20 protein-coding genes and 6 pseudogenes are annotated in these 25,977 nt (G+C 39.5%); 17 read left to right on the plus strand and 9 right to left on the minus strand.

Features of this window, described 5'->3' with window-relative positions; genetic code table 11:
* Nucleotides 1–14 precede the first annotated feature (14 nt).
* From M1E93_RS12125 to M1E93_RS12145, 5 genes are all read left to right on the plus strand, one after another.
* A complete protein-coding gene (locus M1E93_RS12125; RefSeq protein WP_104873409.1) occupies nucleotides 15–854 on the plus strand; it encodes an alpha/beta fold hydrolase in 840 nt (279 codons plus the stop codon).
* A gap of 14 nt (nucleotides 855–868) precedes the next feature.
* On the plus strand, nucleotides 869–1,663 hold the full coding sequence (locus M1E93_RS12130; protein WP_014658164.1) for an SDR family oxidoreductase: 795 nt from the start codon (nucleotides 869–871) through the stop codon (nucleotides 1,661–1,663).
* Between the two features lie 10 nt (nucleotides 1,664–1,673).
* A complete protein-coding gene (locus M1E93_RS12135; protein WP_104873408.1) occupies nucleotides 1,674–2,468 on the plus strand; it encodes an aspartate dehydrogenase in 795 nt (264 codons plus the stop codon).
* A gap of 13 nt (nucleotides 2,469–2,481) precedes the next feature.
* Nucleotides 2,482–3,951: an aldehyde dehydrogenase gene (locus tag M1E93_RS12140; protein WP_104873407.1), complete on the plus strand. Its 1,470-nt coding sequence runs from the start codon at nucleotides 2,482–2,484 to the stop codon at nucleotides 3,949–3,951.
* Between the two features lie 68 nt (nucleotides 3,952–4,019).
* The gene (locus tag M1E93_RS12145) at nucleotides 4,020–5,663 is read left to right on the plus strand and encodes a thiamine pyrophosphate-binding protein (protein ID WP_104873406.1); all 1,644 of its coding nucleotides are present in this window, start codon (nucleotides 4,020–4,022) and stop codon (nucleotides 5,661–5,663) included.
* A 217-nt stretch (nucleotides 5,664–5,880) separates the two neighbouring features.
* Here the strand turns inward: M1E93_RS12145 and M1E93_RS12150 are convergent, their stop codons facing one another.
* Nucleotides 5,881–6,828: an IS30 family transposase gene (locus M1E93_RS12150; protein ID WP_140035165.1), complete on the minus strand. Its 948-nt coding sequence runs from the start codon at nucleotides 6,826–6,828 to the stop codon at nucleotides 5,881–5,883.
* Nucleotides 6,829–7,754: 926 nt separating this feature from the next.
* On the opposite strand from M1E93_RS12150, the gene copM reads away from it, so the two are divergent.
* The gene (copM, locus tag M1E93_RS12155) at nucleotides 7,755–8,120 is read left to right on the plus strand and encodes a CopM family metallochaperone (RefSeq protein ID WP_036943814.1); all 366 of its coding nucleotides are present in this window, start codon (nucleotides 7,755–7,757) and stop codon (nucleotides 8,118–8,120) included.
* Nucleotides 8,121–8,245: 125 nt separating this feature from the next.
* Here copM and M1E93_RS12160 read toward each other — a convergent pair whose 3' ends face one another.
* Nucleotides 8,246–8,719: an anti-virulence regulator CigR family protein gene (locus tag M1E93_RS12160; RefSeq protein WP_169342156.1), complete on the minus strand. Its 474-nt coding sequence runs from the start codon at nucleotides 8,717–8,719 to the stop codon at nucleotides 8,246–8,248.
* A gap of 898 nt (nucleotides 8,720–9,617) precedes the next feature.
* Nucleotides 9,618–9,914 carry a putative quinol monooxygenase gene (locus tag M1E93_RS12165; RefSeq protein ID WP_004918910.1) on the minus strand — a complete coding sequence of 99 codons (297 nt, stop codon included), beginning with the start codon at nucleotides 9,912–9,914 and terminating at the stop codon, nucleotides 9,618–9,620.
* Between the two features lie 151 nt (nucleotides 9,915–10,065).
* Here M1E93_RS12165 and M1E93_RS12170 point away from each other — a divergent pair.
* The 4 genes and pseudogenes from M1E93_RS12170 to M1E93_RS12185 all read left to right on the plus strand — a co-directional run.
* Nucleotides 10,066–10,644 (plus strand): annotated as a pseudogene (locus M1E93_RS12170) (sulfatase-like hydrolase/transferase); the annotation flags it as partial.
* 336 nt (nucleotides 10,645–10,980) lie between these two features.
* Nucleotides 10,981–11,145 (plus strand): hypothetical protein, encoded by a 165-nt coding sequence (locus tag M1E93_RS12175; RefSeq protein ID WP_004918906.1) that lies wholly within the window; start codon nucleotides 10,981–10,983, stop codon nucleotides 11,143–11,145.
* A gap of 550 nt (nucleotides 11,146–11,695) precedes the next feature.
* A pseudogene (locus M1E93_RS12180) lies at nucleotides 11,696–12,456 on the plus strand (IS5 family transposase).
* Entirely contained in the window at nucleotides 12,453–12,695 is a 243-nt protein-coding gene (locus tag M1E93_RS12185) for a lytic polysaccharide monooxygenase (protein ID WP_426207288.1), read from the plus strand. Before M1E93_RS12180 ends, M1E93_RS12185 begins: the two are co-directional and overlap by 4 nt.
* Here M1E93_RS12185 and M1E93_RS12190 read toward each other — a convergent pair.
* Nucleotides 12,663–13,655: pseudogene (locus tag M1E93_RS12190) on the minus strand (IS3 family transposase); the annotation flags it as partial. The gene M1E93_RS12185 and the pseudogene M1E93_RS12190 overlap by 33 nt on opposite strands.
* A 66-nt stretch (nucleotides 13,656–13,721) precedes the next feature.
* Here M1E93_RS12190 and M1E93_RS12195 point away from each other — a divergent pair.
* Complete coding sequence (locus tag M1E93_RS12195) at nucleotides 13,722–14,741, plus strand: IS110 family transposase (RefSeq protein ID WP_040132571.1); 1,020 nt, start codon at nucleotides 13,722–13,724, stop codon at nucleotides 14,739–14,741.
* A 219-nt stretch (nucleotides 14,742–14,960) separates the two neighbouring features.
* Here M1E93_RS12195 and M1E93_RS12200 read toward each other — a convergent pair.
* Nucleotides 14,961–15,077: pseudogene (locus M1E93_RS12200) on the minus strand (transposase); the annotation flags it as partial.
* A gap of 66 nt (nucleotides 15,078–15,143) precedes the next feature.
* On the opposite strand from M1E93_RS12200, the pseudogene M1E93_RS12205 reads away from it, so the two are divergent.
* A pseudogene (locus M1E93_RS12205) lies at nucleotides 15,144–15,452 on the plus strand (lytic polysaccharide monooxygenase); the annotation flags it as partial.
* 388 nt (nucleotides 15,453–15,840) lie between these two features.
* Entirely contained in the window at nucleotides 15,841–16,068 is a 228-nt protein-coding gene (locus M1E93_RS12210; RefSeq protein ID WP_004918896.1) for a HEAT repeat domain-containing protein, read from the plus strand.
* Nucleotides 16,069–16,643: 575 nt separating this feature from the next.
* Here M1E93_RS12210 and M1E93_RS12215 read toward each other — a convergent pair.
* Nucleotides 16,644–17,423, minus strand: a complete 780-nt coding sequence (locus tag M1E93_RS12215) for an elongation factor Tu (protein WP_053110723.1) — start codon at nucleotides 17,421–17,423, stop codon at nucleotides 16,644–16,646.
* A gap of 394 nt (nucleotides 17,424–17,817) precedes the next feature.
* Between M1E93_RS12215 and M1E93_RS12220 the strand changes: the two genes are divergently transcribed.
* Complete coding sequence (locus M1E93_RS12220; RefSeq protein ID WP_004918885.1) at nucleotides 17,818–18,312, plus strand: hypothetical protein; 495 nt, start codon at nucleotides 17,818–17,820, stop codon at nucleotides 18,310–18,312.
* A 553-nt stretch (nucleotides 18,313–18,865) separates the two neighbouring features.
* On the opposite strand, the gene M1E93_RS12225 is transcribed toward M1E93_RS12220, so the two are convergent.
* Nucleotides 18,866–19,516, minus strand: a complete 651-nt coding sequence (locus M1E93_RS12225) for a DUF4431 domain-containing protein (RefSeq protein WP_014658149.1) — start codon at nucleotides 19,514–19,516, stop codon at nucleotides 18,866–18,868.
* A 730-nt stretch (nucleotides 19,517–20,246) separates the two neighbouring features.
* Here M1E93_RS12225 and M1E93_RS12230 point away from each other — a divergent pair.
* Nucleotides 20,247–21,239, plus strand: a pseudogene (locus M1E93_RS12230) (chitinase); the annotation flags it as partial.
* A 789-nt stretch (nucleotides 21,240–22,028) separates the two neighbouring features.
* Here M1E93_RS12230 and M1E93_RS12235 read toward each other — a convergent pair.
* On the minus strand, nucleotides 22,029–22,631 hold the full coding sequence (locus tag M1E93_RS12235) for a DJ-1/PfpI family protein (RefSeq protein ID WP_036943804.1): 603 nt from the start codon (nucleotides 22,629–22,631) through the stop codon (nucleotides 22,029–22,031).
* 595 nt (nucleotides 22,632–23,226) lie between these two features.
* Here M1E93_RS12235 and M1E93_RS12240 point away from each other — a divergent pair.
* A complete protein-coding gene (locus M1E93_RS12240) occupies nucleotides 23,227–23,565 on the plus strand; it encodes a hypothetical protein (protein WP_163762058.1) in 339 nt (112 codons plus the stop codon).
* Nucleotides 23,566–24,196: 631 nt separating this feature from the next.
* Nucleotides 24,197–25,144 (plus strand): IS30 family transposase, encoded by a 948-nt coding sequence (locus M1E93_RS12245; protein ID WP_140035165.1) that lies wholly within the window; start codon nucleotides 24,197–24,199, stop codon nucleotides 25,142–25,144.
* Between the two features lie 277 nt (nucleotides 25,145–25,421).
* Here M1E93_RS12245 and M1E93_RS12250 read toward each other — a convergent pair whose 3' ends face one another.
* Complete coding sequence (locus M1E93_RS12250) at nucleotides 25,422–25,688, minus strand: hypothetical protein (RefSeq protein WP_004918857.1); 267 nt, start codon at nucleotides 25,686–25,688, stop codon at nucleotides 25,422–25,424.
* Nucleotides 25,689–25,977: the final 289 nt, after the last annotated feature.

A 25,977-nucleotide genomic window follows, 5' to 3' on the forward strand; every position in this document is an offset into this window, starting at 1 on the left:
AGGAGAATTCAGTGATGAAACTGCCTATTGAACATTTACCCACTATCCAAACCGCTGAATTCGGCTCATATCATTTGAATTGGCGTGAAGCCGGGAACGGTGAAACGGTGATCTTACTTCATGGTATTAGCTCAGGCTCTGCATCGTGGATTTATCAACTGACAGATTCATCACTGACCCAGCAATACCGCTTGCTGGCATGGGATGCACCAGGCTACCTCAATAGCCGAGCACTGACTACCGACACCCCAACCGCCAATGACTATGCGGAAGCATTAGCGGCCTTTATCGATGGCTTAGATCTTCCTCAAGTTGTATTGGTTGGTCATTCACTTGGTGCCATCATGGCCTGTGCGTTCGCTGCAAAATATCCACAAAAAATAAAAGGTTTATTTTTAGCCAATCCGGCGCAAGGCTACGCAACTAAACATAAAACTGAACAGAGACAGGTTTATGAACAACGACGAGAAATCGTCTTCAATTCAGGTATTGAATATTATGCACAGCATCGTGCCGCCGCCCTACTAAGCCCATCTGCCAGTGAACCACAGATTGATTGGGTAAGGCAAACCATGCGTAAACTTAACCCTCGCGGTTTCTTAGCCGCAGCATGGATGTTGGCTCACGATGATATTAGCCGTTACCTCAATCTTTATTCAGGCCCCGTCCAAATGATTGTTGGCCTTGATGACACCATTACGCCGCCTGAAAAAGTGCACATGCTCGCTCAGCAACACAGTTGCCCCCTTACCTATATTGAACGAGCAGGACATGCAAGTTATCTCGATGCATCTCAGCCATTTAACCATTACCTGAAGCAATTTTTGGCGACCTATGCCGTAGTAGAAGTTTGATTAAGGAAAGCGCTATGAATTTACAATTAGAAAATCGTGTCGCCGTCGTCACTGGAGGAAGTTCAGGAATTGGCCTAGCCACAGTCCGACTCCTGTTAGCCGAAGGATGTCATGTCGCCTTTTGTGGTCGAAACCAAGATAAACTGACCGAGGCACATCACGCATTACAGGCGGCCTATCCACACGCTAAGTTGCTCGCTGTCTGTTGCGATGTGCTGGATAAAACGCAAACTGAGGCATTTGCACAGCAAGTACAAACACATTTTGGGCAAGTCGATTTACTGATTAATAATGCAGGTCAAGGATATGTGGCTCACTACGCTGATACGCCTGAAGAAGCTTGGTTACAAGAAGCGCAACTTAAATTGTTTGGCGTTATCAATCCCGTTAATGCATTTATGCCCTTGTTAGAACAGTCAGATATCGCGTCAATTACCTGTGTCAACTCGCTATTAGCAAGACAACCAGAGCCTCATATGGTAGCGACCTCTGCCGCTCGCGCGGCTTTACTCAATCTCACGCTTAATCTATCGAAAACCCTTCTGCCGAAAGGCATTCGTGTCAATTCTATCTTGCTCGGCATGGTGGAGTCAGAGCAATGGCGTCGCCGCTTTGAGGCGCGTAGCGACAAAAGTCTTGATTGGCACAGTTGGATTGGTGAGATCGCCAAAAAACGCGGCATTCCAATGCAACGCTTAGGGAAACCAGAAGAGCCTGCTAGAGCATTGGTGTTTTTAGCTTCACCAATGGCTTCATTTACCTCTGGTGCGGCGTTAGATGTCTCCGGCGGTTTTTGCCACCACATTTAAGGGAACGATGATGAAAACACTGATGCTTATCGGATATGGTGCTATGGCGAATGAAGTGATCCAACGGCTTCCTGCTGGGATTGAGCTAGGCTGGATAGTGGCCCGCGAACATCACCACAATGATATCAAACAACGCTTTCAAAACCGTGTGATACCACTAAGCTGCCCGACGCACGCCTCACAAAAACCAGACTTAATCTTGGAGTGTGCTAGTCAACATGCTGTCAAACAGTATGCCCCCATGGTTTTAGAAAAAGGCTGGACGCTAGCCGTGATTTCAACTGGCGCATTGGCGGATGCGCAATTAGCACAAACGCTAAGCCAAAAAGCTCAACAACACCACGCTATCTTTATCCCATTATCAGGTGCTGTTGCTGGTCTCGATGGACTACGTTGTGCAAAAGAAGCCGCAATCCGCCAAGTAACCTACCAATCACGTAAAAGTCCTGCCAGCTGGCGCAATGGTCCGGCTGAAAATTACATCGACCTAGATACGGTTACAGAGCCAACGGTTTTTTTCCACGGAACAGCACGCGAGGCGGCACTGAAATTCCCCGCAAATGCCAATGTGGCGGCGACGGTTGCCCTCTACGGTATCGGTATGGATAAAACAAAAGTCGAACTTATGGTCGACCCGACGACCAAGCAAAATAGTCATCGCATTGAGGTTACTGGTGATTTTGGCCATTTTTGTATCGAATTAAATGGTAACCCATTACCTTCAAATCCTAAAACATCCCTGCTATCTGCATTAAGTGCCGTCGAAATTTGCCGTCGCATTGCAGATCAAGATGCCATTATCTGACTGGAGAATTCCCATGAAAAAACTCGATATATTTGTCGGTGGACGATGGCAACAAGGGCGCGGTAATGAAATGTGCTCTCGCTTTCCGGGTGACCAACACATTATCGCCACGCTCAACAGCGCCAGTGTAAGTGATGTTGAAGAAGCGGTTCAGGCGGCAGAGCGTGCATGGCGAGCGCCAAGTTGGCGCAATATGCCCCCACATCAACGCGCGACTATTTTACACAACGTCAGTATGCTAATCGAAGAGCAAGCAGACGAGCTAACCCGCTTACAAACTCTCGACAATGGTAAACCTTGGGCAGAAGCTCGTGGGCTAGTCATGAGTGCCGCGGCAACAGCCCGTTATTTTGCCGCCGTATGCGAAGTCAGTGGCGGAGAGCTGCCTCCTCGCCGCCAGCCCGATATGATGACATTAAGTACATATCAACCCCTAGGTGTTATTGCCGCTATTACACCATGGAATTCACCGATTGCTAGCGATATGCAAAAAATTGCACCTGCACTAGCCGCGGGCAATGCTGTGATATTAAAACCCGCCGAGGCGACCCCGCTTATCTCATTGAAACTCGCGGAATTATTTGAGCAAGCGGGTCTACCGAGTGGCTTACTCAGCGTACTCCCCGGTAAAGGCTCTATCGTTGGTGATGCACTTGTCCGCCATCCTTTAGTGAAAAAAATATCCTTTACTGGCGGCACCAATACAGGCCGACAACTCGCACATATTGCGGCAGAAAAACTGATCACAACGTCACTAGAGCTTGGTGGTAAGTCTCCTACTATTGTCTTAGAAGATGCGGATCTCAACCTTGCTGCACATGGCGTTTGTTATGGTATTTTCAGTTCAATGGGGCAAGCTTGTATTGCAGGCTCTAGGCTGTTCGTCTCACGTGCTGTTTATGAACCTTTTATGGAAAAGCTCACTGCACTGACTCAACAACTCATTATCGGAGACCCTCGCCAAGAACGGGTTCATGTCGGCCCTTTGATATCCCCCGAACACCGAGAAAGTGTTATTCGCTACGTCAACCAAGCAATCGCTGAAGGTGGCACAATTCGCCTTGGCGGAGCTATCCCCCAAGACCCTAACTTACAAGCAGGGAATTATTATTTACCAACCATTATTGAAGGGCTGAATAACCAAGCTTCTGTCTGCCAAGAAGAGATCTTCGGGCCTGTACTGGTCGTTATCCCTTTTGATAATGAAACGCAACTCATAGAAGAAGCCAATGATTCTATTTATGGCCTTGCTGCGGGGATCTGGACGCAAGATTACACTCGCGCCTTTAAATTAGCAGATGCTTTAGACGTTGGTACTGTTTGGATCAATACCTACAAAGTTTTCTCCATTTCAACACCTTTTGGTGGGTTTAAAGAGAGTGGACTCGGTAGAGAAAAAGGCCTTGAAAGCCTCAAAGCTTATATGCAGCAAAAAAGTATTTTTCTGGCACTAAACCCACAACCAAACCGTTGGTGTGAATAAATGACCATGCATCCGTAAATATCTTCACGTTGCAAATTATTGGTTATCGAATTCTAAAGGAGAACACTATGTATGAGACAATCACGGTTGGCGAGGCGATCGCCAGAACATTAGAACAATACCAAGTCAGTACCGTCTATGGCGTTATCTCAATCCACAACCTGCCGATTGCAGATGCAATTGGTCGCCGTGGCGTGATTGACTTCACCCCTAGTCGTGGGGAAGCGGGTGCCGTTACCATGGCTGATGCACATGGTCGCTTCACCGGACTTGGCGTCGCCTTAACCAGCACAGGAGCCGGCGCGGGTAATGCCGTGGGCTCAATGATTGAAGCCATGAATGCTTGCTCGCCAATTATCCATATTACAGGGCAAGTAGAAAAAGCGTATCTGGATATGGATGCCGGTTTTATTCACGAAACGCGCGATCAACTTGGCTTTTTAAAAGCCAGCTCTAAGCAAGCATTTCGCGTCCATAGCGCCGAACAAGCGGTTGCCGTCTTACATAAAGCCATTCAAGTTGCACAAACCGTTCCTTGTGGCCCCGTCTCTATCGAAATACCGATTGATATACAAAGCGCACAAGTTCCCTTATCGCTACTCAGCGCACCACTGACAGTTCAACCTTTACCAGAAGCAACGGCGGATCAAGTCGATGCGATTTGGCAAAAATTACAGCATGCACAACGCCCTTTATTATGGATTGGTGGTGGTGCGCTACACGCCTCTGATGCGATTAAAAAATTGGCAGATCAGGGGGTAGCGGTGATCAGTAGTACGCATGGGCGAGGTATTTTATCTGACGAACATCCATTTAGTTTACGCGCTTTCCATAACGCAGATGCTATTGATAAATTGATGCGTTCTTGCGATATCACACTCGTCGCTGGCTCTCGTTTACGCAGTAATGAAACCAAAACGTGGTCATTACCCTTGCCACAACCTTTAATTCAAATTGATATCGATCCGCTAGCGGCTAATCGAAACTATCGTGCAGATTTGGTGGTTACTGCCGATTGCCATAGTATTCTGAACGCATTGGCCAGCAAACTCGAGCAATCTAAGCGAACAATTTCACCACAATGGCAACAACAAGTCCAAGAAGCCACTCAGCAAGCCGAGGCACAACTCAGAGCGCAATGTGGACCATACAGCCAATTAAGCGATGCGGTTGAGCAGGCACTGCCAGATCACGGTATATTTGTGCGAGATATCACCGTTTCAGGTAGCTTATGGGGAAGCCGCTTACTAAAAGCGACTCAGCCATTACACAATATTCACTCTTTGGCTGGTGCGATTGGATTAGGCTTAGCAATGGCTATCGGTAGCGCTAAAGCGAATCCTCAGACTCCCGTTATTGGCTTAGTTGGCGATGGTGGTTTAATGCTAGGTATTGGGGAGCTTGCTACCATGGCACAAGAGCAACTACCGATTGTGCTTCTTATTATGAATGACCATGGATATGGTGTTATGCGCGGGATCCAAGAGAAATATTTCGCTGATCGGCAATATTATAATGAGTTACTCACTCCTTCATTTACGCGATTAGCAGAATCAATGGGAATTAAAGCACTAACCGTTGATAAGGCAGAAGATTTCAAATCTACGTTACAACGTGCCGTCGAATTAAAACAGCCTGTCGTTGTAGAAGTCCTTATGGAAAATATTGGTAAAATGAATTTCTCAGGGCCTCCCCAGAAAAAACTATTTTAATTCACATTGCTAAATGCTTAATAGCGCATAGAGTGTCTATGCGCTATTTCATTAAGCTTATTTAGTTTGGTTTCTTGCCATATGTTGATTAATCACACGTTGTACAGCATACGATCGGCTATTTTCTGTGAAACTTAATGCCGTCGCGGCTTTTTCATGGGCATCCATATTTAAAAACGTTTTCGATAGACGGCGGATTCAAGTCCGAAGTGCAACGCTAAGCCGCCTTTCTTAGCTCCGCAAACACCACCGAAGGTTGTCTGAACCCCAGACACTTGCGTGGCCTGCTGTTCAACGCTCCCTGATAGCGTTGTAAGTCTTCTTCTGTCACTGTCCGCAGGTCTGTTCCTTTCGGGATAAACTGTCTTAACAACCCATTCGTATTCTCGTTCAGCCCACGCTCATGCGAGGCATACGGATGGGCAAAGTACGTATCTGCGTTCAGTGCTTCTGCTATCGCCTTGTGCTCACTAAACTCTAGACCGTTATCGAACGTTATTGTGTGACATACATCCTGATACTCACTCAGCAGTGAGATAATGGCCTTACTGACTTCCACCGCATCCTTTGAAAACACCTTTTTTGTCAGGTAAATACGGCTTTTGCGTTCTGCCAGTGTCACGATAGCACCAGTGCCCTGTTTACCCTGCACCAAATCGGCCTCCCAGTCCCCCAGACGGCTACGGTCATCGACGACTGACGGCCGTAGCTCAATGGATACCGCATCAGGGATGCGCCCTCGTTTCTGCCCGTAGCCCTTACGATATCGCCGTTTGCCCTGCCTAAGATGCCTGTACAACTCGCCACCGCTACGCTTATCCGCATAGATATACTGGTAAATCCATTCATGGCTGACGCTAAGACCAATAATGCTGCCAATTGCACTTATTTGCTCAGGACTCCACTTCCACTCCAGAGCAAATATCACGAAATCTATGGTCTGCTGAGGAATTGTCCTTTTGGCAGATGACAGCCGCCTATCACAGCACTTCTGGTGTGCCTGTTGTGGGTTATAACCAGTATCTGAAGTGTTACGCCTCAGTTCACGGGAGACCGTGGACTTGCTTACACCGATACGGATACCTATCTCATGGCAGGATAAATTATCCTCACGCAGTATCGATATCTGGTATCGTTGTCCTTCGGTTAGTTGCTGATACTTCATACTTACTCGCTCATCTTTGGTCGGAAGAGCAGGATAGCTTATCAGTAGCTAACCGTCCTTCCATCTAACATGACCGAGCGTTGCACTTATTATCTGAATTCGCGCTTTGAACATCAGTAAATAACAGTAAAAATAATGAGTTGATTATCACTCAAATAAGGATTCAAATTTACAGAATAAAATATCTATGTTAATTTTCATTTTTATAAAAATTTTCCTGCCTGCTATTTATTGTGAAGACCATTATTTAATAATATAAATAATTTTAAAAACGTAATAAATATAACAGCTTCACTCCATTAGCTATAAAAAGGATTTTTAATATTTATAGAATTAACCCAACCTAATTATTCTTAATCTCCCCCGTATTAAGAGACTATTTCTGCATAGCCATTAATAACCCCTGAATCATCACCACACCTGTTTAAATCAGAGTATATAACAACCTAGAATAGACTCTCAAATAGAAATCATTATCATTAACATTGATAATTTATTTTATGAAATTTAAATAAAAAGATATACTTTAACAATAAAGCCTAAAAAAACTTCAACCTTAAAATCAATTAATTATCACATAAGCCCCATATTTAAAAATAATTAAAGAGTATATTTACATGGCGAAAAATACATAAAACCAATAACACCACGCATCTAATTATCCATTCGATTTATATAAACCAGTAAAAAACAGATAAGCGCTTATTCGAAATTTTTGATATAGATCACTATTATAAAGAATCGTTATTTCATTTTATCATACCACTATTTTTAGACTCACTGCGTCTCTCTCAATTAAATGAGTTAAGTATAAAAATCAATTTATATGTAAAATAAGTTAAATCTGTTATTACCCCATTGACCTTAACCTTAGGGGAAGCTTTATCGTCAACCTAACTTAATCCCCTTTTAATAAGGTATTTATCATGAAAAAAATGCTTCCTATCGCTGCAATTTTAACCATTAGCATCGCCTCCTTTAGTTCTTTTGCTAATTCAAATCATTCTATGCATGCTCAAGCTCCTGCCAGCAACGAAATGCAAAAAGAGTTAAACCAATCTATGGATAAAATGCATGCAGATATGGCCAAAAGTATGAATGAAGAGAATGCAGATATTGCATTTGCGCAAGGTATGATCGCTCATCACCTAGGGGCAATTGATATGGCAAAAATTGAATTAAAATATGGCACCGACCCTGAAATGAGAAAGCTTGCAGAAGAGATTATTAACGCCCAAGGTCCAGAAATAGAGCAAATGCAAAAATGGTTAGAAAAGAATAAAACGAAATAATAATCCCTTTGATTGCATAGCCCTCAAAAAATTGAGGGCTAATGGGATAACGTTTATCAAATGAACGGTCTTTTTCAATTTAACAGGTATATATTACTTAATGGCTTCAATACACATTACTAAGATCAGTCAAATACATTATTAATAATCGAAGTGACTACCGCTGTACTTAATGCAATAAGTACTAAGTCATTACCAACAATACTCCATTCATAGCCTGGATAATGAGGTAATTGTACAAGCATAGAAGGTGGAACAACCTTTTTAGCTATCCCTGGCGGCAATGGTTTCCCCCTAGCTAAGTTTTTGGCAATACCGGGTGGTAACGCGTGATAGCCTGTAATACCACTGTCTAAAGCGAGTGCTCTTGCTTCATTGTAAGTTAATGATACTGATATTGAATTACTCTTATTTAAGGATAAATGATCTGCTTTTTCTTTTCCGTTACCATTATGACCTTTGTTAGGCTTATTTTTTTGATGCTCTTTTCCTTGCCCATGACCATGACCGCCATTGGGATCTGCATAGGAAGATAAAGAGACCATTGAGAAGCTTGCAGTTAATAGCAATAGGTTGCACATTCGAAAAAGATTATTCATATAAATACCTCCACCGAGCTGGTATTTTCAAAATACACATCAACACCCCTCCTCACCATAGGTAATATTCCTATAATAACCTCCATGTACAAAATATCATAAGCCTTATTCTGACTTCGCATCAAGGCTAACAGTCTTTTATTCTGCATGATAAGTGAAAATCACTAAATCTTATTGAGGGTGTGCTAGAAAGGATAAGGTAGAAATTTTAAGTTATATTAAAACGTATTTTTAAGCTGCCTATACGGCAGTGAACGTCATCAAGCACCAGTAAATCAACCTCACACATTTCTAAGCTGCCTATACGGCAGTGAACAACTTGCTATCGAAGTCAGAGAGGGTAATGGCTTTCTAAGCTGCCTATACGGCAGTGAACTAATTGCGGTGCGCAATCAGCTCAAATGATTGTTTCTAAGCTGCCTATACGGCAGTGAACTATAAATTATCAGTAAAAAAACTTTATGCAACAGTAAATTATAACAATTTCCCCTTAAATACCTTCTTTTTTATCAGGTAACATAACCTATTGTTTTAAAAGGATATAAAAACTTTAAAAATTTAAAGGGTAAAAACAAGGAAAATCACTTGCTGATTAGACGAAAAAATTAACCCAACCTTTTATACATTAAATACTATTAAAATAAATATTTCACACACACCTAACAGATAGTTTGATGGCCCTATAAAATCATTAGTTAAGCTGAAAGTCGCTTTTTACCTTTTAGAGAAAATAAAATCCCGGTTAACCAAATAAGTAAAGTTAAACATACCTATTGACCAATTATCCCCTAGTCCTTTCTGCATCACCATTAAAAATAAAATAACCATCAGCTATACACTAATGGCATTAAAATAGAGTTACCCTAATGATTTTTATCGAAAAGAAATTCTATAGTGTTTATATTTTAGCTAGAGCGTCATCCATAAATATAAAAGAAGGCTCTTTTCGCTGATATTGATTAATCATGGGAACAAGGCGTTGAAAATGTTCGCTCTTACAATGTGCATCTAAGGCTGCTTGATCAGGCCACTCTTCGATAAAAATAAAATGCCCCCTATCTTTTTGGTCAACATATAAATCATAAGCAATACAGAGAGGCTCACGCTTAGTCGCTTCAACTAATTCACGGTAAAGTGGGAGTACGATATTTATAGCCTCAAGCTGGATAAAATCTTCTGCAATTACTTTTAACATATTATTACCCCTAAGTTACGTCAAAAATGACACCATAATCATAACTCAGTACATAATAAATCTATACTGGTGTATCTACTTCCCTTATTAGCAACATCATGGTTAATTTTGCAAATGTGCGACTGCTCACACTAAAAGTAAATATAGAAACAGCTTTGTATACCCACTAACAGAAGATGGCCCTATTATTCCCAAGCTTATTGAGTCCATCGACAATCCTGCAAAGAAAAAACTGATTGTTGTTCATTTAATTGGTAGCCACTCTCCATTTTGTAAAAGGATCTCAAATAAGTATGATAAATTTTATAAAAGCAAAGACTTATCTTGCTATGTTCAAAGTATAAAAAATACTGATTTACAGTTATCTCTATTACATGGCATATTATCAAAGTCTAAAAACTCATGGTCTATGTTATATTTTTCAGATCATGGGCTTTCTTTTATTGATAATCAACAAGATCTAATCCATGGTGATAAACATCGTCAAAATTTTGAAACGCCTCTTTTTATTACTTCTTCAGATTCAAATACGAGAGAGATAATATCAGCGCAAAGGAGTGAACTGAATTTATTTCATTTATTAGCTGAATGGTTAGGCATCCATGAAAAAAACATACAATCTTCCTGTAAAATGATATCTAATAATGAGTGTAAAGATCAAAATATAGCTATTGATTTTGACCAAAAAATCATTTATTTCAATGAATTATTAGATGACAGTATTAAATAATGATTGAATGGCGAACCTTTTAGTAGGTTCGCCTAATTTATTGTTAATTATTTGAATCATTTAAATACCTTTATCTCTCCATACTAACACATCACGTTATACACAATATCAGTTACACCATAATCAATAAAATATTTTAATGATTACGCCATAACAACCTTAACCTATAAATTACCCATATAGTAAAATATCACCTCTTATTTTTAGGAACATTAAATCAATCACTTAAATAAAAGATGATTTAAGAGACACCTATCACATTAAGTAATGGAATATGAACTTCTCCTACATAATTAAAATAAAGTAGTCATGATTATCAAATAGAAGGAAATAATCATGAAAAAACTATTGTTTATTATTTCAATTCTTTGTTCATCGGCTTACGCGACTAACACTGTTACTTGGTGCTCACCTGAACCAAATCCTGTTACAGGCAAACCAGATTGCATAACTTATACACCAGGAATGGGAGGGATTGATTCAGGCGGCGAAGGCCCCTAATGCTGATTGAATAATGCTATTGGTTCTAACCCTCTTTTCCTTTGGAGGGTTAGGATAATACCACTCTACCCTATTTCAACTTCTCATACCCTTAAATCTCATTAAATAATACTTAGATTTAACTAATTAGATGATTAATCAGCAAAGATGACGCAAAATTTAATAAATAAAGAACTAAATTATTCAATTTTGCTGCAAGTCAGTATGATAAAAATATTATTACTGAAACGATGAATGAGTTCTCTGACACATCATTCAATAATCGTTCAGTAAATATTCTTTATCTTTATGTCCGAGGTGATTATGAAAAATCTAATCATACCATTAATATATCCAAGTATATTAGGCACTGTATTAACGTTATTTTCATTCTACGCGAGCGCCCATGGCTATATAAGGATGCCAGAAAGTCGCGCTTATCTATGTAGCTTTAACGACTATCTTAAGAACCTATCCCAAAAGGAATTGTCAGATAATACATAATGATAATTTATGAGGGCAACGTATGGTAGGTAATAAGTGGCAAATCAGTGATGAACTCTGGGAGAAAATGGCTCCTCTCATCCCGGAGCATAGAACTCAACACCCGCTGGGTACGCACCGCAAGCGGGTTGATAATCGCGCTGCAATGAACGCCATTTTCTTCGTACTCAGGACGGGTTGCCAGTGGAATGCGCTAAATGCCACCGGTATATGCTCGTCAAGCTCTGCTCATCGCCGATTTCAGGAGTGGCGGGATGCTGGCGTATTTGAACGCTTCTGGCAAAACGGGTTGCTTGCTTGCGAACAGTTGGACGCTATTGACTGGTCGTGGCTGTCGATGGATGGTTGTATGACCAAATCACCGCTGGCAGGCTCAAAAAAACAGGCAAGAACCCAACAGACCGAGGGAAACGGGGCGTAAAGCGCAGTCTGATGACTGACGGGAACGGGCTTCCGCTTGCACTGGTTGTCGCTGGAGCAAATACGCACGACATAAAGCTGGTTGCGGATACGCTCGATGCCCTCCAGACGGGCAGACCGGGCAAGAGGCTCCGGTTGTGCATGGACAAAGGGTATGAAGCGGAATGGTTGGGAGCGTATCTGAAAAGTCGTCGCTATGAACCTCATATCCAGTCACGGAAGGATGAATCAGAAGCCATCAAAAACACGGATTTTAAGGCCCACCGCTGGGTTGTAGAGAGAACACACAGTTGGATGAATCGCTACCGTCGTGTCCTGACTCGTTGGGAGAAGAAGGTCGAGAATTATGAGGCAATGCTGCATCTTGCCTGTGCCATCATTGTCTGGAATAAAATCCTATTGGGATAGGTTCTAAGGAGCCAAAAACACCATTAAACAATGATTGTGGATTAGGGCCTGAATATGAACCTCAGAGCATTGAAACTCAAAAAGGCTTTCCAGAATCTGGGCCTCCTGATGGATTAATAGCTAGCGGAGGTGGTATAGAACGTTTCAGTCCTCTTGATGTGCAAACACCTACCCGTTGGCATAAAATTGATATTGTCCACTCCCCATTAATTAAGACACTTCAAATTAGAGATTTCTAACTGTTTACGGTATGTCTCCGGTGGGAGGTTATTTAAACTTTCGTGGGTTCGATTTAGATTGTAATCTTGCTGCCAAAACCACACCATCTCTCGTACTTGGCTTAATGATTCAAATAAATAGGCATTTAAAAATTCACGGCGAAATGAACCATTAAATCGTTCGATAAAACCGTTTTGTTGAGGTTTACCGGGTTGAATATGGCATAAATCAATTCGATTATTTTTACAATAATTCAATAGATTAGCTGAAATAAGTTCAGGCCCATTATCCACTCGAATTTGTTTCGGCAATCCTCTATCGATTTTCAAACGTTCTAGTACTCTAATGACTCGTTCAGCAGGCAATGACGTATCAACTTCAATTGCCAGGCACTCACGTGTCCCCTCATCAATAATATTCAAGGTTCTGAAGCGTTTACCACAGTACAAACTGTCGTGTACAAAATCCAAAGCCCATTGAATATTCGGGACTTTTTCTATCACTAATGGTCTTTTTTCACGCTTCGGAAGCACCTTTTTAACCCGTCGTTTCAAGTTCAATCCTAATCGACAATAAACGCGATAAACTCGTTTATGATTAAAAGAATAGCCTTGAAATCGCAGCCGAAAATAGCATTTCCAAAATCCTGATTGTGGTGATTTCGCTAACACAGATTGTATGGCATCGATCACCACTTGGTCTTTTTTACGCCAATCTAACGGTTGACGGTAAAAAGTAGCTCGGGGCAATGAAGTTAGTTTGCAAGCCTTAATGACTGATAAACCTGCCCTCTTTTAATGATTGTGCACAGGACTTCTTTTCAGTCACTACCAACCCTTTTTTGCAAAAAGCTCCTTCATCGCATGATTTTCAAGGCTGACTTCCGCAAAGAGCTTTTTCAGTTTCGCATTTTCCTCCTCAAGCTCTTTTAATCGTTTAACATCATTAGCTTCCATGCCACCATATTTTGATTTCCAATTAATGGGATGGACTACCTCCTCCCTCTGAGGTTAACTGAATAAAATATACTCAGCAGGAGCATTATCATGAATGTTATCTATCTCGGTATTGATCTGGCTAAAAATGTTTTTCAGCTTTGTGGATTAAATCAGGCGGGTAAACCGGTTTATAAAAAACGCACTGATCGTAAAACGTTACTACAGACTATCGCGAATATTCCGGCCTGCCTGATTGGTGTGGAAGCCTCCACGGGAGCATTTTACTGGCAGCGTGAGTTCGAAAAACTGGGACATAAGGTAAAAGTGATCAGTCCCCAGTATGTAAAACCCTTTGTCCGCGGGCAAAAAAATGACGGTAATGATGCACAGGCTATCGCAATTGCTCTGATGCAGCCAACAATGCAGTTCGTACCACCCAAAAGCCCTGAACAGCAGGATATTCAGGCTCTGCACCGTGCAAGACAGCGTATTGTTAATCACCGCACTGCGACAGTTTGTCAAATCCGGGGACTGCTGCTTGATCGGGGAATAACAATCGGCTCGGCAGTCTCAAGAGTTCGTCGTGCTGTTCCGCTTATTCTTGAAGATGCTGAAAATGGTCTTAGCGTTAGAATGCGCAGGACGATTGCAGAACTTTATGATCTCTTTAACGATCTTGGTCGTCGCATAGGCTTTTTTGATAAAGAAATTGATGCTGTGTTCAGGCAATCAGAAGCCTGCCAGCGCATTGCCAAAGTTAAAGGCATTGGCCCTAAAACAGCAACAGCTGTTGTTGCCGCGATAGGCAAAGGAACTGAATTTAAAAATGGTCGTCACTTTGCCGCATGGCTTGGTCTGGTTCCACGACAGCACTCGAGTGGTGACAGGCAGGTACTGATGAATATGACGAAAAAAGGCGACAAGCATTTGCGAACCTTATTTATTCATGGAGCCAGGGCAGTCGTTAGAGTGGCTGCAAATAATAATGAGGGTTATTTAAATCAATGGGTTAATCAGCTAAAAGAGCGACGAGGATTTAACAAAACGACCGTTGCAGTCGCCAATAAAAATGCCAGAATTATTTGGTCAATTCTTCACAATGAAACCGAGTACAGACTGGCAGTGTAATAGCATACCTTTAAAAGTTGCAAAGTATTGAAAAATGGTCACAGGTTAAACCTGCACGATCGGAACCTGATTATTATATTGGCCTTCGTGGCCGTCCAGTTGTTGAGGCGATTGTGTGCGGATTACCCATTTGGGCACAGATATTTCTGATGCCGGATAGATGTAAGCAACAACCTAAAACCTGATTCAGTACTTGCAAAACGGAGGTAGTCCATAGATATAATAAGTGGCGTTACTGATCCCATTTTGGCGACAAATGTCTTCCACTTTCATCCCTGAATCAGCGAGCTTTAAAATATTAACGATTTGAGTTTCAGTAAAACGGGCTTTTTTCATCATGACCTCTGCAATTTTTAGGGCAGAAACTCTAATTATAGCTGTCTTATTTTAGGGGGAGTGGACAATATGAAAACGGGTCTCAATACCTTCACTTGGTATCTAACTATGGCTCATGCAACCGATAATTGGCGGTTTTTTATTACAAAAAATGGCTGGGACCAATCAGCACCATTAACTCGTTCAGCTTTTGAGTTAACGCCATTTTGTCAAAGAGATGATCATGGAGCAATGCCATTGATCGAAGTGGATATCAACTTTATATGTGATGTGCCCGCTGATCATGAAGGTTACCATGTTATTCTTGCAACATGGGATGTTGATAATACCCAAAATGCTTTTTATCAAGTTATCGATGTGAATTTAAGTAATTAACATTCAATTTGTTGAGAATAACACATGAATGACGTTTATAGATGAGAGCCCATATTTTGGGCTCTTATTAGCACTCTATACTCAAATAGTGAAAATACCTCTTAGCTCAGTTAATTTAACTATCTATTAAGTTTTCCTATCATGTATTTTACTAATAGGATGTATAAAAAACCTACTTCGCCCTGATTTTAACATTAGATGGTGATTATACCGATGCCTATCCGTAGTAAATTTAGTTGCTATTGTTTATAAAATGCAAATTTCTCATATACTTTTTATTAAAGTTGTCATCTAGGAACAATGCAATAAGGAGAAATAACAATATGATGTCTATTTTGGCTGATTATAATCAGATTTTTCTTAACATATCCTAGCTAGGTATGAATAAATGAATCATTCACGACAAAAAATCATATTAAATACACTAATCCAGCTCACACAAGGAACTAATAATGAAGTTAAACTCACTGCGATATCCATCCTTGGTGATTACAAATACGCAATTCAAAATGAAGAAACCTTAAACCGATTAATAGAGCTTTGCTTTGATCCTAATAAAGAGGTCGCAATTACCGCGCTTAAATCACTCGGAAAATTGTCAATTCATTTTCAATAGTTATATTTTTTGTAACTATCTGATTTTAATGTGATTCTGAAAATATCATGTTTGCTAATTTTTATCAGCGATCATTTATCTAAAGCATCAATAACTTTTTCAATTGCCGCAAACCAAATGAAATGATGCCCCATTGCTAATACCTTCGGATAGTTTCTAGCTGAGGCACCTGAGATTGATATGCACTCTATATAAAACAGAATAAACATACTGTTCTGTAAAGGATTTAAATAGGGTTTAAAGCTTCTTCGCTAAAAGAATTTTTCCGTTAAATTGTATAAGTGGCGTTTATTTCAATCAATATACTCTATTTAGCATTAATATATTGATAAATTTAAATAGTTAAATTGATAATGATACCGTTATATTTATCATAAAATTCAATAGATGATATGATACAGATAACGCTCTAAATATTTCATAACATACAGCCTGACAAATTGAATACAATTATATATTCAGGAGTTTAGTGCGTATTCGTTAATAGCTCCATTCATCATTCAAACATCTGTCTATAAACAGGTATTTAAAACAAAATGAGATAGTGGATACCTTAAAACTATCATGATATTTCATTATTTCTCATTCTCTAATACAGTAATAAAAGCCATAGCTAACGTGTTATTTAATGTACCTAAGCATCGTGCATGTAAAGGGATCAATGTTGGCTTTTCTAACTCCAATACTATGTGAGAATAATTCCCACCTCTCTTTATGGGATCTTGGCTTCGAACAGTCGCATTACCAATGACATCCTGACAAGCAAATGCCAATACCGTTCCATCAGTGATGATAGTATTATCACTTGCTTCTTCCTTTGTAAACACATAGGCATAACTATGTATTTCAGTCATTAACGTGTTAGGCTCTGGACTAAATTTAGCCATAATATTTTTTTGTAACTGAAATTTTTCTGGAAAATCTCTTTCCCAATCATAATAAGCCCCTGTTATTTGGATTTCATACAGATCCAATAATTCGTTAACTTCCTTAACAACAAGTGTCATTAGCTTTTTAAAGTCATCATCATTAAGCATCTCTTTTGGTAAATGCTTACCATGATAATAAACTTGGACAGAATTATGACCTGATTGCCTTGCTATTAAGATGGATTCTCTAAGATTTTGAGTTGGTCCATCCGCCATGTTAATAACCAAAATAATACTGTCTTGATTAAATGCTTGTTTAACCTGCTGAATGAGTGAGTCATTCTTTCCATGAGTTACAAATGTTGCCCCTTCTAGCTCCTTAACTAAGGTATGCCTATAATCATCGCCAAGGATCATCACTGAGTTTTCAGCTGAGAATGCAAAAGATGAAAACAGCAACCCCAGTAATAAATATATTGCCTTCATTGACACGCATTTCCTCTTACTCTAATACATTAATGGTAATCTTTTCATACTAGTGTATTTTAATCAAAGATTATCTCACTTGACTAAGCAATAAATACAATGAGTCGTACCCAATATCATGGGTTAAGCGCCTCAAAAATTAGCCATCCCCAGTGTGGAAAAAATAATGACCATTTACTAAAGAGATTAATTGATAAGATATCCATGAGCAAGTTTGATTTGTAAGCCTATAAGCCCGTGTTTACGTCAATTCAGTGTGTTTTTATTTAGCATACTGTTATATTTATCACTCTAGGTAATTTTAAGATATTTATGATGTTTTTATCTAACATTATGTATTATTAATATTGGCGATAATCTTATTCTAAATCCAGAATTATGAGGTCAATATTAAATGTCTAAGTTTCAATGTAGCTGCGGTCATATAATTAGGGATAATACAGATTATCTTAGTTATAAGGCTTATTACATCTCTGATCAAGACTTCTATGATTTTCTTGATGAACTAGAAGGGGAGTCTAGAGATAATTTTGCTTCTGTAGCATACAAGTATGTAAGAGATATCTATCAATGTACTAAATGCAATAATATTTTTATCTTTAGAGGTGATTTTTTTCATGAATTTCAAGCAACACAGCCTGATAGCCACTCTCTGTTGATATCTAACATGCGTGATAAATGGCCTGGATTTTTAAGAGGATACTTCATAAAAGGAAAAGGTGAGATTTATTGGGAAACAAATCAACAAAGTGATTACCTCACAGGCCTTACCCGTGAACAGGTAGAGTCGACGTATTATCATAAGTTAAATGAGTTTCAATCATTGGGAATACTAAGAGATGCCTTTTTGCATGTTGATGGTGTAATGCTTCACGAATATAATCGATAAACTTTGCTGTTTTAGGTTATGTCAAATATATGGTTCCCGCATAATTTGTTTTACTTTCACTATTTGTTTTGGTTTTACAATTTCCTCTGGTGTTGCCAGCGATAGCGGGAGTTGCATCCGGAGTACACCAAAAAATCATCCATGAGTGCGATATCGCCAATTTCTAAGCTGCCTATGCGGCAGTACACATCCCTGTCGCTTTAAATAGCTGATAGTTTCAGTTTCTAAGCTGCCTATGCGGCAGTACACAAAACAACGATTGCCCCTGCAAAAAATGCGCCTTTCTAAGCTGCCTATGCGGCAGTACACTATAAATTATCAGGAAAAAATCTTAGCGCAACAATAAATTACAACGATTTTATGCAAAATACCTTCATTTCTACGACATAATATAACTTATTATTTTTAAAGGAAAATTTTTTGAGCAAAAAATAAAGGGTAAAAAAAGATAAAAATATCGTACCTTCAGTCACTCATCACAAACGAATAGCAGGTTGCCCTATTTCATTTTTCTACGATACTTTATGTTTTCAGTTTTATGCCATACTGCCAATTACTTAACCAAAACATAATGTTCAACACTGCAAAGAACCGGAGTTTTGTGATGAATATTGGTTGCATGGTATAGGTCACAAGTGATATCTACCTTTTTACCTTGGATCTCTTTTAGCTGATTAAATTGATCTGAATTTCTTGGTGCTAAATGCAAAGCACCTATCCCCCATTCAGTGGGCTCTCCCTCACTATCTTCCGGTTCTTTTGATGAGACAGAAATTATATTATCTGTTCTTAATGTTAAGAACCCATCTGGTTTTTCTAATCTAATAACGCCTCTTAACTTTACTGGCGAATTATAATAATAATTAAATTCAGATATATCTTGCTCATCTACTGGTTGGCTAGCAGCAATATTTCTATAAATAATCGTTGAGCGATGATACCAATCTAGCAAGCACGACTTTGTATCGCAATTTTTAACCCGCAATTCCCAATTCTTTTTAACTAACCTCTTAAATTCATCGCTATTTCCAGTTACTAACTTTGCTTGCAGATAATCAACATATAATTCATCATCTGCTTTAGATAGCTCAGGAGTATTGCATATTAGTTTTTCCACATTACTCTGAGCCTTAGCACAATCAAAACTTGCAGCGTATGTGATTGAAGGGAACACAAATATTAAAAATAGAAATAATCTAATCATCTAAATTCTCTATCGCATTTTCATCGGTAGAATGATTCTAGCATTTTAACTAAAAGCGAAATACTCTATTTTTCTATTACGACTCACCACTGCAATCTCTAATTTTAGAATTTTGTTGTAATATCTTTGGCATCCTCCATAAAATAGACAATAAAGACCAAAGCAGATAATATTCCACTTATAAACAATCATTATCATTTATAAAATAAACACTAGCTATTCCGCTGCAACCAATAATACTAGCAGAATTACCTATTTTATTTTCTTGCACGGCTCACTTGATACGTCGCTTCTAGCTTCTTGCGAACCCCTGCTAATTTGTCAACATTATCAGATTATGGTTCATTTATTTATTTCACAAAGCTAATCGTCACTCGCTTCATAAGTGAAAACCGCGGCATGATACTGACAATAAATATCATCAATATAAATTGGAATAATAGCTATAAATAATATGTAACAATTACTGTCATAATTTATTTACTCTTTAGTGAGTCATTTGAAGATAGCCATTGCTATAAATACGCCTCCACTAATCTGAAAAATTATACATCTAAGAGCAAAACATTCTTTTTTGAAAGCATCCTATATTTTCCAGTCAGCTTGAATTTAATTTATTATTGGCAGGAAAAGGTTTCACCTTACCCTCGTTAAAAAAACGCATTATATCTTTACGCCCACCAATATTGGCGCGTGTGGAATTAATCTTACCTAAAATAACGAGGTTACTATGAGCTCAGATAACATTATCAATACACAAGTCGTAGATGACGCAGCCGCCATGCCGGATATCTCTAATAAAAAAATTATGATGGGTTTTTGGCACAATTGGGCCGCGGGTGCCAGTGATGGCTATCAGCAGGGGCAATGTGCCAATATGAATCTGACAGACATTCCTGAAGAATATAACGTGGTGGCCGTGGCCTTTATGAAAGGCGAAGGTATTCCAACCTTCAAGCCATACAATCTGTCGGATGCCGAGTTCCGCCGTCAAGTCGGAGTATTAAACAGCCAAGGCCGCGCAGTACTCATTTCCCTAGGTGGTGCCGATGCGCATATCCAATTGAAAACTGGCGACGAAGACAAGCTAACTAATGAAATTATCCGTTTGGTGGAAACCTACGGCTTTGATGGCTTAGATATCGATTTAGAGCAAACAGCCATTAGTTCAGCTAATAATAAAACAGTTTTACCTGCCGCATTGAAAAAAGTAAAAGAACATTACGCCGCCGAAGGGAAAAACTTTATTATCAGTATGGCGCCAGAATTCCCATATTTACGCATCAACGGTGCTTATCTAGATTATATCAATGCCCTCGAAGGATATTATGATTTTATTGCTCCGCAATATTATAATCAGGGTGGCGATGGTATTTGGGTTGATGAAACCACGAGCGGTAAAGGTGCTTGGCTCTCCCAAAATAGTGACGCAATGAAAGAAGACTTTTTGTATTACCTGACTGAAAGTCTAGTTACTGGTACCCGCGGTTATACAAAAATTCCACCCTCTAAATTTGTTATCGGTTTGCCTGCCAACAATGATGCTGCTGGCTCTGGTTATGTGATTGATAAACAAGCTGTCTATAATGCTTTTGCGCGTCTTGATGCCAAAAACTTGTCGATTAAAGGCCTAATGACTTGGTCGGTGAATTGGGATAATGGCAAGAGCAAGACTGGTGTGGCCTATAACTGGGAATTTAAAACTCGTTATGCCGCACTGCTCTAAAGGAAGCTACCTTGCAGCCGCTGTCACTACAATGTCATTGGCACTGACGGCCTTACTAGCTGGCAGATATAAATGACCATTTGTGTACGTGAAATGACAATATAAAGAGCCAATTTAAATAGGGTTAGTTATGTTTAAATATTTGGATAAGTATCTAACTTATGTATCTATATTAGGAATTATCATCCCATTTTTATTAATATTTTTCCTGAAAAATCCAAAATCTGTAAGCTTTTTTAGACATTCAATCCTTTTATTGCTAACCCTGATATTGGTACTTTCTGCAATATTCTTTATTCATTTACCGTGTATAGGATCTTTAGTGTTTCTTTAGCAAAGCGCATATACATAAGCCTCACTTCGGTGAGGCTTTATTTTGATGTTTTTGGTTAGTTGAGGGATCACTCAAATACTAATAATCACTGTAGCACATTGTTATATTAATCATCAGCTATGCGCAGTGATAAAAGGGGGTTGATAATAATGCTATCAAAACAGTAATACACCCGATAATATTAAAATAAGCCTTATCAAGGTCATTCATTGAGCAATATGTATAATTAAACACTCACCACGCGGCACCATTTTTTTCTATCAGCCCTGACGTTGTTCATCTATAACTGAACAATTCTGTTTTTGATTTTTCATCAATATTCAAGGTAAAAAATGACATATTTAATAAGAATAGCGATGCTATAGCACAAAACATAACCACCCGCTGAGCAGATGGTTCAGACTATTGCGCAATCCATTTCGCATTTAAAAACCAATAAAACTTATTGTAATTTAGTGTTGGGCTTCTGTAATTGCATTAACAATAATTTGTTCATATAACTCGTGTTGGTTTGCAGGTAATATCTGACGATGCATTTGTCGACGTTTGTCACTATCAAAAAGTTTTTCAGCTATCCACCCCGTTAAATATAAGGCGGATAAACACCCCCCTGCTGTACCGATATTACCACGAATAACCAGAGGCTTATCTTCAACGTCTGCTCCCATATTAATAAACGCATTTCTTGCATCGGGATGTGTCGTTGCTTGAATGTCATTCAATAATCCAAGCTTATGTAAGATAAAGGAGCCTGCGCAAATAGAACCAATGATTTGTTGCTGACTGTTAAGTTTAAAGGATTGCATAAAACTTTCATCGGCAAGTGCATTTGGCACACCTTGCTGACCGCTGCTGAATAAAACGACATCAGCTTGATTTGCAAGTGAGACGTGACCATCGGTTTCGACCTTTTGCCCAAGAGTAGATGTGTGAAAGGGTTTAGTGCCCAACACGCTAACATTCCAATCCTCACGGCAGCGACCAAAAATATCACGCATCAAAAAGTAATCGATATCAGTAAATTCATCAAAAATAATAATAGCAACATTAAACATTTTTATTCCTTATTAAATAAACCGCTATTTCCATGATAAATATTTATGTTGTTAAAGGAAGCGATTGCTGAGAGGGAAGCATTTACGGATAAATTTATATCCGCACCTAAAATACCTTTGTGTATTTGCCTTGCATTTAAGATAGTCATCTATGCTGTCACTAAGCTCAATAATAAAGCGATGCATCGCCTGCCTTCGGCTTCAAATTGACATACGCCACTGTTTAGAGGCTGACTTGGTAGCGTGATAAATTACTTTACAGACAGAATCATTGGCAGGAAATTTCACTAAATACAGTGTACAGATAGGCAATTATCTTACTGAATATTTTGAATCCATCAAAAAACGATTTGTCATGAAGTGACCGCATTTTGAACGACTATCCAAACACAGTCATGAGTCAATATCGTTCTTTTCTTCAGAAATAATTCAAGAGCTAAACGAACCATAGATCATTATGAACGCCTACTGCTGGCAGAGACCTGATCTTCTGTTTTGTCCTCAAAAATTGGAGAGCCAGTTGCTAGGGATCATTCACTATGACGGGTTATAAATATATAGTTATTTAAACCCTGAATTGCTAAAAGGCTTATAAATGAAGAATAAACACACCACTCAAGACTATATGCAGAAATTTATGATAAAACAAAATGAGGTGATAGTCCCTTACTTAAGGCAAGTGATTCATCCTACCGAATTAAAATCAGTATTTTGTATTTATGAGATGATTGAACAAGGTGAAAATATTTATACCTACTTAGTTAATGGAGAGATGGTTGTTATATTTGAAATTTCTCGAATCGACCACTCTATCACTCATGACCTAACCCTCCCTATTCGTGAATACGCTCAAGAAATAAAGGGAAGGCAATGGCATAGATATATCAGGGAATTACAAGCATTCGCTGAGCAAGAAGACTCTCAAGTCAATTAAAATATCACACAATGTATTTATTTGGTGAACATTGTTAGTTAGCGTCATTAAAGAAAGAGGGGCATGCAGTATCGGTTGCACCCTCCTTTGCTCAAGATGATGGCATCCCCCTTTTCTTTATATCTGCATATGTGTAGCGATGTTGCTTTTTGTTGACTTGTTATTTTAACTATTGCTGTTCCCGTATGGCTAGTTAATATAAATCCTATTCAGACTTAAATAAGATTTATATTGTTATATTTGAACGCAATCAGCACACGGGAAAGATTTTTGATATAATCGTATATATTTTAGTGATATATCTCTTGTTAACATTATTCTTTATATCTTTTCAATACTGGATACCTTCCCTTTCTAATCAGTATCACTTATTTGCTATTCAAATAAACACTTCTGTCTTACATAATTCTGCGACCTTAAAATCATGTGCTATCTGAATAACCAATAATTTTGTTAGCGAAATTAGCAGGTTGGTCGATGATGGTATTATCTATAGCTGAGGTGATAACACCTTCGACTTTTTTATACGCGAATTCAGATAATAAGTGCAACGCTCGGTCATGTTAGATGGAAGGACGGTTAGCTACTGATAAGCTATCCTGCTCTTCCGACCAAAGATGAGCGAGTAAGTATGAAGTATCAGCAACTAACCGAAGGACAACGATACCAGATATCGATACTGCGTGAGGATAATTTATCCTGCCATGAGATAGGTATCCGTATCGGTGTAAGCAAGTCCACGGTCTCCCGTGAACTGAGGCGTAACACTTCAGATACTGGTTATAACCCACAACAGGCACACCAGAAGTGCTGTGATAGGCGGCTGTCATCTGCCAAAAGGACAATTCCTCAGCAGACCATAGATTTCGTGATATTTGCTCTGGAGTGGAAGTGGAGTCCTGAGCAAATAAGTGCAATTGGCAGCATTATTGGTCTTAGCGTCAGCCATGAATGGATTTACCAGTATATCTATGCGGATAAGCGTAGCGGTGGCGAGTTGTACAGGCATCTTAGGCAGGGCAAACGGCGATATCGTAAGGGCTACGGGCAGAAACGAGGGCGCATCCCTGATGCGGTATCCATTGAGCTACGGCCGTCAGTCGTCGATGACCGTAGCCGTCTGGGGGACTGGGAGGCCGATTTGGTGCAGGGTAAACAGGGCACTGGTGCTATCGTGACACTGGCAGAACGCAAAAGCCGTATTTACCTGACAAAAAAGGTGTTTTCAAAGGATGCGGTGGAAGTCAGTAAGGCCATTATCTCACTGCTGAGTGAGTATCAGGATGTATGTCACACAATAACGTTCGATAACGGTCTAGAGTTTAGTGAGCACAAGGCGATAGCAGAAGCACTGAACGCAGATACGTACTTTGCCCATCCGTATGCCTCGCATGAGCGTGGGCTGAACGAGAATACGAATGGGTTGTTAAGACAGTTTATCCCGAAAGGAACAGACCTGCGGACAGTGACAGAAGAAGACTTACAACGCTATCAGGGAGCGTTGAACAGCAGGCCACGCAAGTGTCTGGGGTTCAGACAACCTTCGGTGGTGTTTGCGGAGCTAAGAAAGGCGGCTTAGCGTTGCACTTCGGACTTGAATCCGCCATACATAGGAAAATCGCCACAGTGAACTAGTCTATCTTTATCTTGATGATTGAGATGGCTGCTGTCTCCGTTTACTCACACAATTGTCTTAAGTCAAAAGGCCTAAATCAGAAACTTAACCAACCATCTCACTCAATAAGCGAATATTCTTTGGTCGCCATTCCATTAGCCATCTCTATGACCTCATTCTTTGGGGTAGTTAACTCATAACCGTTAAGCAGTAGATAAACACAACTCGCCATCATAGCGGTTCATTTATTCGCATTAGCAACCGGGTGGTTTCTTATCCAGCTTTTAATTAAAGATGAAACAAGAACAAACATATCATCTGTTTGCTGGTAATAGTTCACATGACTTGAACTTGATTGGGATAAACTAAGATCATTGAAGTTCAATACTTCTACTTCTATTGGCTCATTAAGAGTTTGCAGCACTATCAATACGCTGTTGATACTTTTTAAGTCATCAACTGGCAGATAAGTAATTCCTGCAACAAATTTCCCTGTGATATTCAGCACTCACTTTACCTTAGCTAATTTTCCATGGTTTTTTCGTGGCAAGCAAAACCAAGGTCAAATGCATTTTTAATTTACTCATCCTGAGTGTGATTTTTTGCTCGTGGCTGGCTTTGGTATTGCGATTTTACTTTTATTACGAGCAGGTATATTTACTTTTGCAGTGCGTGCCCCACATCAGCATCATTGTAAGCCTACGAGCTATACACCATATCTAGATATATGATAGCTATTACTCCAGATAAGAGTTAAAATTAAGTTTCATTAAGCTAATAGCATTGTTTTACATTAT

The sequence above is a fragment of the Providencia sp. PROV272 genome (genome assembly GCF_049901975.1).
Taxonomy (GTDB): Bacteria; Pseudomonadota; Gammaproteobacteria; order Enterobacterales; family Enterobacteriaceae; genus Providencia; species Providencia stuartii.

What these genes read in the sequence shown, in the direction of transcription:
- M1E93_RS12125 (WP_104873409.1), top strand. Translation starts at nt 15, where the DNA reads ATGAAACTGCCTATTGAACATTTACCCACTATCCAAACCGCTGAATTC.
- M1E93_RS12130 (WP_014658164.1), top strand. Translation starts at nt 869, where the DNA reads ATGAATTTACAATTAGAAAATCGTGTCGCCGTCGTCACTGGAGGAAGT.
- M1E93_RS12135 (WP_104873408.1), top strand. Translation starts at nt 1,674, where the DNA reads ATGAAAACACTGATGCTTATCGGATATGGTGCTATGGCGAATGAAGTG.
- M1E93_RS12140 (WP_104873407.1), top strand. Translation starts at nt 2,482, where the DNA reads ATGAAAAAACTCGATATATTTGTCGGTGGACGATGGCAACAAGGGCGC.
- M1E93_RS12145 (WP_104873406.1), top strand. Translation starts at nt 4,020, where the DNA reads ATGTATGAGACAATCACGGTTGGCGAGGCGATCGCCAGAACATTAGAA.
- M1E93_RS12150 (WP_140035165.1), bottom strand. Translation starts at nt 6,828, where the DNA reads ATGAAGTATCAGCAACTAACCGAAGGACAACGATACCAGATATCGATA.
- copM (WP_036943814.1), top strand. Translation starts at nt 7,755, where the DNA reads ATGAAAAAAATGCTTCCTATCGCTGCAATTTTAACCATTAGCATCGCC.
- M1E93_RS12160 (WP_169342156.1), bottom strand. Translation starts at nt 8,719, where the DNA reads ATGAATAATCTTTTTCGAATGTGCAACCTATTGCTATTAACTGCAAGC.
- M1E93_RS12165 (WP_004918910.1), bottom strand. Translation starts at nt 9,914, where the DNA reads ATGTTAAAAGTAATTGCAGAAGATTTTATCCAGCTTGAGGCTATAAAT.
- M1E93_RS12175 (WP_004918906.1), top strand. Translation starts at nt 10,981, where the DNA reads ATGAAAAAACTATTGTTTATTATTTCAATTCTTTGTTCATCGGCTTAC.
- M1E93_RS12195 (WP_040132571.1), top strand. Translation starts at nt 13,722, where the DNA reads ATGAATGTTATCTATCTCGGTATTGATCTGGCTAAAAATGTTTTTCAG.
- M1E93_RS12210 (WP_004918896.1), top strand. Translation starts at nt 15,841, where the DNA reads ATGAATCATTCACGACAAAAAATCATATTAAATACACTAATCCAGCTC.
- M1E93_RS12215 (WP_053110723.1), bottom strand. Translation starts at nt 17,423, where the DNA reads ATGAAGGCAATATATTTATTACTGGGGTTGCTGTTTTCATCTTTTGCA.
- M1E93_RS12220 (WP_004918885.1), top strand. Translation starts at nt 17,818, where the DNA reads ATGTCTAAGTTTCAATGTAGCTGCGGTCATATAATTAGGGATAATACA.
- M1E93_RS12225 (WP_014658149.1), bottom strand. Translation starts at nt 19,516, where the DNA reads ATGATTAGATTATTTCTATTTTTAATATTTGTGTTCCCTTCAATCACA.
- M1E93_RS12235 (WP_036943804.1), bottom strand. Translation starts at nt 22,631, where the DNA reads ATGTTTAATGTTGCTATTATTATTTTTGATGAATTTACTGATATCGAT.
- M1E93_RS12240 (WP_163762058.1), top strand. Translation starts at nt 23,227, where the DNA reads ATGAAGAATAAACACACCACTCAAGACTATATGCAGAAATTTATGATA.
- M1E93_RS12245 (WP_140035165.1), top strand. Translation starts at nt 24,197, where the DNA reads ATGAAGTATCAGCAACTAACCGAAGGACAACGATACCAGATATCGATA.